Genomic DNA, 14,253 nt, shown 5'->3' with positions numbered 1-14,253 from the left:
GCCCCCGGACCAGCGGCCCGCGCGCCAGATCAAAGGGTGTGCACGCCTCTTCGGCGCACAGCGCCACAAGCGCCGCCGCTGCATCCGGCCGCTCCCGCAGGTCGTGCTCCAGCACGGGCAGGCCCGTGCCGGGCGGCAGGATCTCAACCCGGGGCCCCTCCTCCGCATCAACGAAGACGCTGCGCAGCGCCTCGTGGCGCGCATACAGCTGATCGAGGCTGCGTCGCCACGCCGCGCGATCCAGCCTGCCCTGCAGCCGCCAGCCCAGCGCAATGTGGTAGCGCGGACTCGCTTCGTCCAGCTGCGCCAGAAACCACAGCCGCTGCTGGGCAAACGACAACAATAGAAGGTCTTCGCGGCCTATGGTTTGTATCAACCTGGGCTTTCGCTTACCGTCATTACGATTTCTGTCTTTGGCAAGCAAGACAAGCTCGGTTAAGTCATCAATATCGAGATCTTCTAACTCGATCCTAGTTAGATCTGTCATGTCCGCATTCCCAAAGAAAGCAGGTTCCGAAGTTCATCAGGATCGAATTCTCGTTCGATCAAAGCGATAGCAGTCATACGGGCCAGATCGGCCAGCACCGGCCGCGCGAACAGCATCGCCAGCGACAGTTCCACACCCGCAATCTGCGACAGCCGGCTGAGCAGCCGCACGGCCAGCAGCGAATGGCCGCCCAGCTCGAAGAAGTGGTCATACCGACCGACCCGCTCCAGACCCAGCAGCTCCGCCCACAGCTGCGCCAGCACCGTCTCGAGCTCCCCGCGCGGCGCCTCGTAGCCCCGCCGCGCATACGCATCGTCAGCCGGCGCCGGCAGCGCCCGGCGGTCCAGCTTGCCGTTCACCGTCAGCGGCAGCGCCGCCAGCGGCACGAACGCCGCCGGCACCATGTAGTCCGGCAGCTGCCCCACCAGATGCGCGCGCAGCGTCCCCGCAAGCTGCGCTTCCTGCGCCTCCGCTGCGGCCACCACATAGGCCACCAGCTGCGGCTCGCCGGCCCGCTCCTCGCGCGCCACCACCACCGCCTCGCGTACCCACGCATGCCCGCACAGGTGCGCGGCCACCTCGCCCGGCTCGATCCGAAAGCCCCGGATCTTGACCTGCTCGTCGGTGCGCCCCAGAAACTCCAGATTGCCATCCGGCAGGTACCGCGCCAGGTCCCCCGTGCGGTACATCCGTGCGCCCGGCTGCCCACTGAACGGATCGGCCATGAACCGCGCGCTCAGCTCCGCACGGTTCAGGTAGCCGCGCGCCACCCCCGCCCCGCCAATGTAGAGCTCCCCCACCGCCCCGAACGGCACCGGCTCTCCATGACCGTCCAGCAGATAGATCCGAAGATCGGGAATGCGCCTTCCGATCAGACCACCCGGTCCGGACGAGTCAGACTGGCCAAGAGACCGATAGGTCACATGCACGGTCATTTCCGTGATGCCGTACATGTTGATCAGTTGTGGCGCGTGACCGGAATATCTCCCAGACCATGACCTGAGCATCGACGGGTCGAGCCTCTCACCACCAAAGATCACGTATCGAAGTCGGTTCGGAACACGGCTGTGAGACTCCACATCCATCAGGGCTCTAAAAGCTGAGGGGGTCTGGTTCAGAACTGTGACGCCATATCTGCGGATTAGCTCATCGAATGCTGAAGGCGCGCGAGCAACATGCCCGGGCACGAGCACCACACAGCCGCCATGGCGTAGCGCCCCCCACAACTCCCATACTGAGAAATCGAACGAGAAGGAATGGAACAGACACCATACGTCGCGTTCATTGAAGCCAAACCAGTGCTGCGTCGCCTCGAACAAACGAACAATCTGGGCATGCTCAACCATCACGCCCTTGGGCGTGCCGGTGGAACCCGACGTGTAGATCACATAGGCCAGATGACGTGGACCCAGGCCCAGCGCGCGCGCATCCGGATCCGATGACGGCTGCCCGGCCCACGCCGGTGACTGCGCCTCCAGCTCCACCAGCCCCACGCCAGCGAGCGCCTCCCCGCCCAGCGCCGCACGCCCCGCCGCATCGGCCAGCACCAGCCGCGGCGCCGCCTCCCCCAGAATCTGCCGCAGCCGCGCGCCCGGATACGCCGCATCCAGCGGCACATACGCACCCCCCGCCTTCAGGATCGCCAAGAGCCCCACCACCATCGCCGCGCTGCGCTCCACGCAGATCCCCACCGGCTGGTCCGGCCTCACCCCCAGTGCGACCAGATGGTGCGCCAGCCGGTTGGCCCGCGCGTTGAGCTCGCCATAGCTCAGTCTCTCGTTCTCATGCACCAGCGCCACCGCCTCCGGTGCCCGCCGCACCTGCGCCTCGAACAGCTCATGGATGCACCGCTCCGACGGATACGCCACCTCCGTGCGGTTCAGCTCCTCCAGCAGATACCGGCGCTCCGCCGCCGGCAGGATGTCGATGCGCTCCACCGGCTGCCCCGCGTCCGCAACCATCGCCCGCAGCAGCGCCAGCAGATAATCCCGCTGCCGCCTGACCGTCGACTCATCGAACAGCGCCGTGGCATAGCCCAGCGTGCCCACGATCCTCCCGTCACACTCGCCGACGTTCAGCTCCAGCTCGAACCGGACCTGCCCGGGCGCATTGTCCACCACCTCCTCCACGCCCAGCCCGGGAAGATCGAGCCGCCCCAGCGCGTTGTCCTGCCAGGCCAGCATTACCTGGAACAGCGGCGTGTGATCAAGCGCCCGTGGCGGCTGCACGATCTCCACCACCTGCTCGAACGGCAGGTCCTGATGCTCCTGCGCCCCCAGGGCCGTGCGCCGTGTCCGCTCCAGAAGCGTCGCCACGTCCGGCCCGCCCGACAGGTCCACCCGGAGCGCCAGCGTGTTCACAAAAAAGCCGATCAGCTCCTCGATCTCGCGCCGGCCGCGGTTGGCACTCGGCACCCCGATCACAATGTCGTCCTGCCCCGACAGACGCGAGAGCACCGCCGCCCAGCCCGCCAGCACCGTCATGAACAGCGTCGTGCCATGCTCACGGCCCAGCCGCCTGAGTTCCCGCGTGAGCTCCGCATCGATCTCCACCGGCACCGTGGCGCCGGCAAACGACTGGCGCGCCGGGCGCGGCCGGTCCGTCGGCAACGCGAGCATGGACGGCGCGCCTGACAGGGCCTCGCGCCAGTACTGCGCCTGACGCTGCAGCCGCTCCCCGGAGAGCCATTGCCGCTGCCAGGCCGCATAATCGGGATACTGGATCGCCGGCACCGGCAGGGGATCGGCCTGTCCGGCCACGAACGCCCGGTACAGGCTGCCCAGTTCCCGTACCAGCACCCCCACCGACCAGCCGTCCGAGACGATGTGATGCTGCGTCAGCAGGAAGACATGCTCCTCCTCCGACAGCCGGATCAGGCGCCCCCGGACCAGCGGCCCGCGCGCCAGATCAAAGGGTGTGCACGCCTCTTCGGCGCACAGCGCCACAAGCGCCGCCGCTGCATCCGGCCGCTCCCGCAGGTCGTGCTCCAGCACGGGCAGGCCCGTGCCGGGCGGCAGGATCTCAACCCGGGGCCCCTCCTCCGCATCAACGAAGACGCTGCGCAGCGCCTCGTGGCGCGCATACAGCTGATCGAGGCTGCGTCGCCACGCCGCGCGATCCAGCCTGCCCTGCAGCCGCCAGCCCAGCGGAACGTGGTAGCGGGCGCTGTCTTTGTCCAGCTGTGCCAGAAACCACAGCCGCTGCTGCGCAAACGACAGCTCAAGCGGCGCCTGGCGCGATACGGCCACAATCGCCGGCAGGTGTTGGGGACCGGAGCGGCTCAACACCTCGACGATATTTGCGGCAAGATCGCCCAGCACCGGCCGCGCGAACAGCATCGCCAGCGACAGTTCCACACCCGCAATCTGCGACAGCCGGCTGAGCAGCCGCACGGCCAGCAGTGAATGGCCGCCCAGCTCGAAGAAGTGGTCATGCCGACCGACCCGCTCCAGACCCAGCAGCTCCGCCCACAGCTGCGCCAGCACCGTCTCGAGCTCCCCGCGCGGCGCCTCGTAGCCCCGCCGCGCATACGCATCGTCAGCCGGCGCCGGCAGCGCCCGGCGGTCCAGCTTGCCGTTCACCGTCAGCGGCAGCGCCGCCAGCGGCACGAACGCCGCCGGCACCATGTAGTCCGGCAGCTGCCCCACCAGATGCGCGCGCAGCGTCCCCGCAAGCTGCGCTTCCTGCGCCTCCGCTGCGGCCACCACATAGGCCACCAGCTGCGGCTCGCCGGCCCGCTCCTCGCGCGCCACCACCACCGCCTCGCGTACCCACGCATGCCCGCACAGGTGCGCGGCCACCTCGCCCGGCTCGATCCGAAAGCCCCGGATCTTGACCTGCTCGTCGGTGCGCCCCAGAAACTCCAGATTGCCATCCGGCAGGTACCGCGCCAGGTCCCCCGTGCGATACATCCGTGCGCCCGGCTGCCCACTGAACGGATCGGCCATGAACCGCTGCGCGCTCAGCTCCGCACGGTTCAGGTAGCCGCGCGCCACCCCCGCCCCGCCAATGTAGAGCTCCCCCACCGCCCCGAACGGCACCGGCTCTCCATGACCGTCCAGCACGTACACCCGCGTGTTCGCAATCGGGCGGCCGATCGTTTCAACGACCGCCTCCCCCCTTGCCATGCAGGTCCAGGTCGAATACGTCGTTGTTTCGGACGGTGCGTACAGGTTGCAGATCTTCTCTGCGCCACTGCTGCTGAACACTCTGCCGATCAGGCTGGCAAACCTCTTCGGCAACCGCTCACCCGCCAGGTTGATTACGCGCGCCGATGCCGGCACGGCCTGCTGGTCGAGCAGCGCCGCCATCGCCGAGGGGACCGTGTTGATCAGCGACACATCCAGAGGCGTATGTGCCAGCGCCAGCGCATCCTCGACAAGATAGAGTGTGCCTCCCTGCGACAGCGTAACGAAGCACTCATAGACCGACAGGTCGAAGCCGATCGAGGTAGAGAACAGCATGCGGCTGGTCTCGGATTCCGCAAACACGCTGCGGCTCCAGTGCAGCAGGTTCACGGTGCTGCGGTGCTCGACCATGACGCCCTTGGGCGTGCCGGTGGAACCCGACGTGTAGATCACATAGGCCAGATGGTGCGGGCCCAGGCCCAGCGCGCGCGCATCCGGATCCGATGACGGCTGCCCGGCCCACGCCGGCGACTGCGCCTCCAGCTCCACCAGCCCCACGCCAGCGAGCGCCTCCCCGCCCAGCGCCGCACGCCCCGCCGCATCGGCCAGCACCAGCCGCGGCGCCGCCTCCCCCAGAATCTGCCGCAGCCGCGCGCCCGGATACGCCGCATCCAGCGGCACATACGCACCCCCCGCCTTCAGGATCGCCAAGAGCCCCACCACCATCGCCGCGCTGCGCTCCACGCAGATCGCCACCGGCTGGTCCGGCCTCACCCCCAGTGCGACCAGATGGTGCGCCAGCCGGTTGGCCCGCGCGTTGAGCTCGCCATAGCTCAGTCTCTCGTTCTCATGCACCAGCGCCACCGCCTCCGGTGCCCGCCGCACCTGCGCCTCGAACAGCTCGTGGATGCACCGCTCCGACGGATACGCCGCCTCCGTGCGGTTCAGCTCCTCCAGCAGATACCGGCGCTCCGCCGCCGGCAGGATCTCCAGCTCCCGCACCGGCGTGTGCGGCGAGCGCTCCAGCAGGCCCGCCAGATGCTCCAGCGCATGTTGCATGTAACCGCAGATACGCTCTGCTGAAACCGGCTCGACCGCTTCCGCCGTCAGGCCCAGCGCCTGCCCACAGTCTTCCACCGACAGGGTCAGGGGATAGTTGGTGCGCTCCTGCGCACCCAGCCACTCGATGCCGCCCAGGACATCGTCCGCGGCGCCGCCCTGAAGCGCCGCCAGCGTATTGTGGCGATAGTTCAGCAGCGCGCTGAACAGCGGCGCAGGCGCCGCAACGCCGCTGCAACGCTGCGCCAGCGCCAGCGGGGCATGCTCATGCGTGAGCAGCTCCGCCAGCCGCGCGTGCGTGCGGCGCACACTCTCCTCGACCCCGCTTCCATCCAGGTCGAGCCGCACCGGCAGCGTGTTGATGAACAGGCCCATCGCCCGGTCCACACCGCTGCCACCATGCATGCGCCCGAACAGCACCGTGCCGAACACCACCTGCTCGCGCCCGCTGCTGCGCGCCACCACCTGCGCCCACGCCAGATGGCACAGGCTGGCCAGACTCACCCCCAGCCGCCGCGCCTGCTCCCGCAGCCGGTCGTTGAGCGTCTGCGGCAGCATCCGTTGCGCCTCACGGGTTCCGCTGCCGTCGCCGCGCACCTCGCCCAGCCCGAACGGCAGCGTCGGCCCGTCGATGTCCGACAGCATCTCCCGGAAGAACTGCTCATGCGCCTGCTCTCCCACACCCAGCCGCGCCTGCGCTATCAGGTTACGGAATGGCTGCGGCTCGGCCAGTTCGTGCGCGCGTCCCGCCAGCACGCTCCGGACCTCCGCATGCATTACCTCTGAGGTCGTGTGATCGCCGATCAGATGATGCTGCAGCTCCAGCAGCAGCCAGCGCCCGCTACCCGGCTCCCGGGCCGTCACAAACCGTATCAGTGGCGCCCGCCCCAGATCGATGCGCTGCCCGCGCGGATCGAACCGGCCCCGCAGCTGCTCGTGAGCCGGCCCGTCAGCCTCGTCCAGTTCAACCTCCACCACCTCCAGCCGCGCCTGGCGCCACACCACCTGCACCGGACTGGACAGCCCCTCCCACACAAACGACGTGCGCAGGATATCGTGCCGGTCCACCACCCGCTGCACTGCCGCCAGATAGCGCTCCAGCAGGTCACGACCGGCAAATGCCATCTCCCGGACCAACAGATAGGGATCGCCCTCGCTGGCCAGCAGATGATGGAACAGGATGCCCTCCTGCAGCGGCGACAGAGCATAGATGTCCTGGATGTTGGCCAGCCCCCCGGGCACCGTGGCCACCACCCGGTCGATCTCCGGCTGGCTCAGCCCGATGAGCGGCAGCATCCCCGGGGTGATCGCCGTACTGTGCGCGGTGATCAGGTTGGCGGGGACCGCGACCTCCTGATGGCGGCCTAGGCTGGCCGCCAGATCGGCCAGCACCGGCCGCGCGAACAGCATCGCCAGCGACAGTTCCACACCCGCAATCTGCGACAGCCGGCTGAGCAGCCGCACGGCCAGCAGTGAATGGCCGCCCAGCTCGAAGAAGTGGTCATGCCGACCGACCCGCTCCAGACCCAGCAGCTCCGCCCACAGCTGCGCCAGCACCGTCTCGAGCTCCCCGCGCGGCGCCTCGTAGCCCCGCCGCGCATACGCATCGTCAGCCGGCGCCGGCAGCGCCCGGCGGTCCAGCTTGCCGTTCACCGTCAGCGGCAGCGCCGCCAGCGGCACGAACGCCGCCGGCACCATGTAGTCCGGCAGCTGCCCCACCAGATGCGCGCGCAGCGTCCCCGCAAGCTGCGCTTCCTGCGCCTCCGCTGCGGCCACCACATAGGCCACCAGCTGCGGCTCGCCGGCCCGCTCCTCGCGCGCCACCACCACCGCCTCGCGTACCCACGCATGCCCGCACAGGTGCGCGGCCACCTCGCCCGGCTCGATCCGAAAGCCCCGGATCTTGACCTGCTCGTCGGTGCGCCCCAGAAACTCCAGATTGCCATCCGGCAGGTACCGCGCCAGGTCCCCCGTGCGGTACATCCGTGCGCCCGGCTGCCCACTGAACGGATCGGTCATGAACCGCTGCGCGCTCAGCTCCGCACGGTTCAGGTAGCCGCGCGCCACCCCCGCCCCGCCAATGTAGAGCTCCCCCACCGCCCCGAACGGCACCGGCTCTCCATGACCGTCCAGCACGTACACCCGCGTGTTCGCAATCGGACGGCCGATCGGAACGTGCGTCGATACAGCGCATTCGCTCGGAATTTCGTAAAAGGTGCAACCCACAACCGTTTCGGTCGGCCCGTATTCATTCACCATCCTGGCGCCAGGCTGAACCCTGCGCCACAACTCGACTGTTGAATGCGACAGCGCCTCACCACCGATAACAAGCAGGTCAATCTGGCTGGTCATCGGGCCCGCCAGCATCTGTTGTCCAAGCGCGTCCAGATGGCTCGGGGTAATGTTGACCAGCCCGCATGCCGAACTGGCCTGTACCTTTAGTCCCGCGACCTCATCGCGTTCCCGTACCAGCCGTGCATGACCACCGCAGATCAGCGGTGCAAACAGGCTGTTGACCGTCGCATCGAACGCCAGGGAAGAAGAAACGATCGAGGATGATCGTGGCGCGTAAGCTTCACAGGCCCACGCAAGATAATTGGCCACTGCACGATGTTCAACCATCACGCCCTTGGGCGTGCCGGTGGAGCCCGACGTGTAGATCACATAGGCCAGATGACGTGGACCCAGGCCCAGCGCGCGCGCATCCGGATCCGATGACGGCTGCCCGGCCCACGCCGGTGACTGCGCCTCCAGCTCCACCAGCCCCACGCCAGCGAGCGCCTCCCCGCCCAGCGCCGCACGCCCCGCCGCATCGGCCAGCACCAGCCGCGGCGCCGCCTCCCCCAGAATCTGCCGCAGCCGCGCGCCCGGATACGCCGCATCCAGCGGCACATACGCACCCCCCGCCTTCAGGATCGCCAAGAGCCCCACCACCATCGCCGCGCTGCGCTCCACGCAGATCCCCACCGGCTGGTCCGGCCTCACCCCCAGTGCGACCAGATGGTGCGCCAGCCGGTTGGCCCGCGCGTTGAGCTCGCCATAGCTCAGTCTCTCGTTCTCATGCACCAGCGCCACCGCCTCCGGTGCCCGCCGCACCTGCGCCTCGAACAGCTCATGGATGCACCGCTCCGACGGATACGCCACCTCCGTGCGGTTCAGCTCCTCCAGCAGATACCGGCGCTCCGCCGCCGGCAGGATGTCGATGCGCTCCACCGGCTGCCCCGCGTCCGCAACCATCGCCCGCAGCAGCGCCAGCAGATAATCCCGCTGCCGCCTGACCGTCGACTCATCGAACAGCGCCGTGGCATAGCCCAGCGTGCCCACGATCCTCCCGTCACACTCGCCGACGTTCAGCTCCAGCTCGAACCGGACCTGCCCGGGCGCATTGTCCACCACCTCCTCCACGCCCAGCCCGGGAAGATCGAGCCGCCCCAGCGCGTTGTCCTGCCAGGCCAGCATTACCTGGAACAGCGGCGTGTGATCAAGCGCCCGTGGCGGCTGCACGATCTCCACCACCTGCTCGAACGGCAGGTCCTGATGCTCCTGCGCCCCCAGGGCCGTGCGCCGTGTCCGCTCCAGAAGCGTCGCCACGTCCGGCCCGCCCGACAGGTCCACCCGGAGCGCCAGCGTGTTCACAAAAAAGCCGATCAGCTCCTCGATCTCGCGCCGGCCGCGGTTGGCACTCGGCACCCCGATCACAATGTCGTCCTGCCCCGACAGACGCGAGAGCACCGCCGCCCAGCCCGCCAGCACCGTCATGAACAGCGTCGTGCCATGCTCACGGCCCAGCCGCCTGAGTTCCCGCGTGAGCTCCGCATCGATCTCCACCGGCACCGTGGCGCCGGCAAACGACTGGCGCGCCGGGCGCGGCCGGTCCGTCGGCAACGCGAGCATGGACGGCGCGCCTGACAGGGCCTCGCGCCAGTACTGCGCCTGACGCTGCAGCCGCTCCCCGGAGAGCCATTGCCGCTGCCAGGCCGCATAATCGGGATACTGGATCGCCGGCACCGGCAGGGGATCGGCCTGTCCGGCCACGAACGCCCGGTACAGGCTGCCCAGTTCCCGTACCAGCACCCCCACCGACCAGCCGTCCGAGACGATGTGATGCTGCGTCAGCAGGAAGACATGCTCCTCCTCCGACAGCCGGATCAGGCGCCCCCGGACCAGCGGCCCGCGCGCCAGATCAAAGGGTGTGCACGCCTCTTCGGCGCACAGCGCCACAAGCGCCGCCGCTGCATCCGGCCGCTCCCGCAGGTCGTGCTCCAGCACGGGCAGGCCCGTGCCGGGCGGCAGGATCTCAACCCGGGGCCCCTCCTCCGCATCAACGAAGACGCTGCGCAGCGCCTCGTGGCGCGCGTACAGCTGATCGAGGCTGCGTCGCCACGCCGCGCGATCCAGCCTGCCCTGCAGCCGCCAGCCCAGCGGAACGTGGTAGCGGGCGCTGTCTTTGTCCAGCTGTGCCAGAAACCACAGCCGCTGCTGCGCAAACGACAGCTCAAGCGGCGCCTGGCGCGATACGGCCACAATCGCCGGCAGGTGTTGGGGACCGGAGCGGCTCAACACCTCGACGATATTTGCGGCAAGATCGCCCAGCACCGGCCGCGCGAACAGCATCGCCAGCGACAGTTCCACACCCGCAATCTGCGACAGCCGGCTGAGCAGCCGCACGGCCAGCAGTGAATGGCCGCCCAGCTCGAAGAAGTGGTCATGCCGACCGACCCGCTCCAGACCCAGCAGCTCCGCCCACAGCTGCGCCAGCACCGTCTCGAGCTCCCCGCGCGGCGCCTCGTAGCCCCGCCGCGCATACGCATCGTCAGCCGGCGCCGGCAGCGCCCGGCGGTCCAGCTTGCCGTTCACCGTCAGCGGCAGCGCCGCCAGCGGCACGAACGCCGCCGGCACCATGTAGTCCGGCAGCTGCCCCACCAGATGCGCGCGCAGCGTCCCCGCAAGCTGCGCTTCCTGCGCCTCCGCTGCGGCCACCACATAGGCCACCAGCTGCGGCTCGCCGGCCCGCTCCTCGCGCGCCACCACCACCGCCTCGCGTACCCACGCATGCCCGCACAGGTGCGCGGCCACCTCGCCCGGCTCGATCCGAAAGCCCCGGATCTTGACCTGCTCGTCGGTGCGCCCCAGAAACTCCAGATTGCCATCCGGCAGGTACCGCGCCAGGTCCCCCGTGCGGTACATCCGTGCGCCCGGCTGCCCACTGAACGGATCGGCCATGAACCGCTGCGCGCTCAGCTCCGCACGGTTCAGGTAGCCGCGCGCCACCCCCGCCCCGCCAATGTAGAGCTCCCCCACCGCCCCGAACGGCACCGGCTCTCCATGACCGTCCAGCACGTACACCCGCGTGTTCGCAATCGGGCGGCCGATCGGAACGTGCGTCGATACAGCGCATTCGCTCGGAATTTCGTAAAAGGTGCAACCCACAACCGTTTCGGTCGGCCCGTATTCATTCACCATCCTGGCGCCAGGCTGAACCCTGCGCCACAACTCGACTGTTGAATGCGACAGCGCCTCACCACCGATAACAAGCAGGTCAATCTGGCTGGTCATCGGGCCCGCCAGCATCTGTTGTCCAAGCGCGTCCAGATGGCTCGGGGTAATGTTGACCAGCCCGCATGCCGAACTGGCCTGTACCTTTAGTCCCGCGACCTCATCGCGTTCCCGTACCAGCCGTGCATGACCACCGCAGATCAGCGGTGCAAACAGGCTGTTGACCGTCGCATCGAACGCCAGGGAAGAAGAAACGATCGAGGATGATCGTGGCGCGTAAGCTTCACAGGCCCACGCAAGATAATTGGCCACTGCACGATGTTCAACCATCACGCCCTTGGGCGTGCCGGTGGAGCCCGACGTGTAGATCACATAGGCCAGATGACGTGGACCCAGGCCCAGCGCGCGCGCATCCGGATCCGATGACGGCTGCCCGGCCCACGCCGGTGACTGCGCCTCCAGCTCCACCAGCCCCACGCCAGCGAGCGCCTCCCCGCCCAGCGCCGCACGCCCCGCCGCATCGGCCAGCACCAGCCGCGGCGCCGCCTCCCCCAGAATCTGCCGCAGCCGCGCGCCCGGATACGCCGCATCCAGCGGCACATACGCACCCCCCGCCTTCAGGATCGCCAAGAGCCCCACCACCATCGCCGCGCTGCGCTCCACGCAGATCCCCACCGGCTGGTCCGGCCTCACCCCCAGTGCGACCAGATGGTGCGCCAGCCGGTTGGCCCGCGCGTTGAGCTCGCCATAGCTCAGTCTCTCGTTCTCATGCACCAGCGCCACCGCCTCCGGTGCCCGCCGCACCTGCGCCTCGAACAGCTCATGGATGCACCGCTCCGACGGATACGCCGCCGCCGTGCGGTTCAGCTCCTCCAGCAGATACCCGCGCTCCTGCCCCGGCAGGATCTCCAGCTTCCGCACCGGCGTGTGCGGCGAGCGCTCCAGCAGGTCCGCCAGATGCTCCAGCGCATGTTGCATGTAATCGCAGATACGCTCTGCTGAAACCGGCTCGACCGCTTCCGCCGTCAGGCCCAGCGCCTGCCCACAGTCTTCCACCGACAGGCTCAGGGGATAGTTGGTGCGCTCCTGCGCACCCAGCCACTCGATGCCGTCCGGGACATCGTCGCCCACCGCCCCCTGAAGCGCCGCCAGCGTATTGTGGCGATAGTTCAGCAGCGCGCTGAACAGCGGCGCAGGCGCCGCAACGCCGCTGCAACGCTGCGCCAGCGCCAGCGGGGCATGCTCATGCGTGAGCAGCTCCGCCAGCCGCGCGTGCGTGCGGCGCACACTCTCCTCGACCCCGCTTCCATCCACGTCGAGCCGCACCGGCAGCGTGTTCATGAACAGGCCCATCGCCCGGTCCGCGCCCGTGCCACCATGCATGCGCCCGAACAGCACCGTGCCGAACACCACCTGCTCGCGCCCGCTGCTGCGCGCCACCACCTGCGCCCACGCCAGATGGCACAGGCTGGCCAGACTCACCCCCAGCCGCCGCGCCTGCTCCCGCAGCCGGTCGTTGAGCGTCTGCGGCAGCATCCGTTGCGCCTCACGGGTTCCGCTGCCGTCGCCGCGCACCTCGCCCAGCCCGAACGGCAGCGTCGGCCCGTCGATGTCCGACAGCATCTCCCGGAAGAACTGCTCATGCGCCTGCTCTCCCACACCCAGCCGCGCCTGCGCTATCAGGTTACGGAATGGCTGCGGCTCGGCCAGTTCGTGCGCGCGTCCCGCCAGCACGCTCCGGACCTCCGCATGCATTACCTCTGAGGTCGTGTGATCGCCGATCAGATGATGCTGCAGCGCCAGCAGCAGCCAGCGCCCGCTGCCCGGCTCCCGGGCCGTCACAAACCGTATCAGTGGCGCCCGCCCCAGATCGATGCGCTGCCCGCGCGGATCGAACCGGCGCCGCAGCTGCTCGTGAGCCGGCCCGTCAGCCTCGTCCAGTTCAACCTCCACCACCTCCAGCCGCGCCTGGCGCCACACCACCTGCACCGGACTGGACAGCCCCTCCCACACAAACGACGTGCGCAGGATATCGTGCCGGTCCACCACCCGCTGCACTGCCGCCAGATAGCGCTCCAGCAGGTCACGACCGGCAAATGCCATCTCCCGGACCAACAGATAGGGATCGCCCTCGCTGGCCAGCAGATGATGGAACAGGATGCCCTCCTGCAGCGGCGACAGAGCATAGATGTCCTGGATGTTGGCCAGCCCCCCGGGCACCGTGGCCACCACCCGGTCGATCTCCGGCTGGCTCAGCCCGATGAGCGGCAGCATCCCGGGGGTAATCGCCGTACTGTGCGCGGTGATCAGGTTGGCGGGGACCGCGACCTCCTGGTATCGGCCAAGGCTGGCCGCCAGATCGGCCAGCACCGGCCGCGCGAACAGCGTGCGCACCTCTACCCCCAGCGAGCGCTGCCGCAGCCGCTCCATCAGTTGCACGGCCAGCAGCGAGTGGCCGCCCAGCTCGAAGAAGTGGTCATGCCGACCGACCCGCTCCAGACCCAGCAGCTCCGCCCACAGCTGCGCCAGCACCGTCTCGAGCTCCCCGCGCGGCGCCTCGTAGCCCCGCCGCGCATACGCATCGTCAGCCGGCGCCGGCAGCGCCCGGCGGTCCAGCTTGCCGTTCACCGTCAGCGGCAGCGCCGCCAGCGGCACGAACGCCGCCGGCACCATGTAGTCCGGCAGCTGCCCCACCAGATGCGCGCGCAGCGTCGCCGCAAGCTGCGCTTCCGCTGCGGCCACCACATAGGCCACCAGCTGCGGCTCGCCGGCCCGCTCCTCGCGTGCCACCACCACCGCCTCGCGTACCCACGCATGCCCGCACAGGTGCGCGGCCACCTCGCCCGGCTCGATCCGAAAGCCCCGGATCTTGACCTGCTCGTCGGTGCGCCCCAGAAACTCCAGATTGCCATCCGGCAGGTACCGCGCCAGGTCCCCCGTGCGGTACAGCCGATCGCCCTCCACAAAGGGACTGGCGATGAACCGCTCTGCTGTCAGCTCGGGGCGGTTCAGGTAGCCGCGCGCGACCCCCGCCCCGCCAATATAGAGCTCCCCCAGCCGCCCCGAACGGCACCGGCTCGCCAT

The 14,253-nt window shown here is 69.0% G+C and carries 2 protein-coding genes (1 of these 2 running past the window's edge); both read right to left on the bottom strand.

Annotation, left to right across the window (positions count from 1 at the left end; all coding sequences use genetic code 11):
- A protein-coding gene (locus QFZ91_RS24235; protein ID WP_429568752.1) for a non-ribosomal peptide synthase/polyketide synthase crosses the window boundary here: on the bottom strand, positions 1-487 show its start. It extends 19,808 nt beyond the left edge of the window; 487 of the gene's 20,295 nt are visible here — the first part of the coding sequence; its start codon is at positions 485-487; its stop codon lies off the left edge, out of view.
- Positions 484-14,253, bottom strand: a complete 13,770-nt coding sequence (locus QFZ91_RS24230; RefSeq protein WP_429568751.1) for an amino acid adenylation domain-containing protein — start codon at positions 14,251-14,253, stop codon at positions 484-486. Before QFZ91_RS24230 ends, QFZ91_RS24235 begins: the two co-directional genes overlap by 4 nt.

The sequence above is a fragment of the Paraburkholderia sp. JPY419 genome, assembly GCF_050435705.1.
GTDB classification, from domain to species: Bacteria; Pseudomonadota; Gammaproteobacteria; order Burkholderiales; family Burkholderiaceae; genus Paraburkholderia; species Paraburkholderia youngii.
Note: the sequence above shows the minus strand (reverse complement) of the source record. Positions and strands in the feature narration are given on the sequence as shown.

What these genes read in the sequence shown, in the direction of transcription:
- QFZ91_RS24230 (WP_429568751.1), bottom strand. Translation starts at nt 14,253, where the DNA reads ATGGCGAGCCGGTGCCGTTCGGGGCGGCTGGGGGAGCTCTATATTGGC.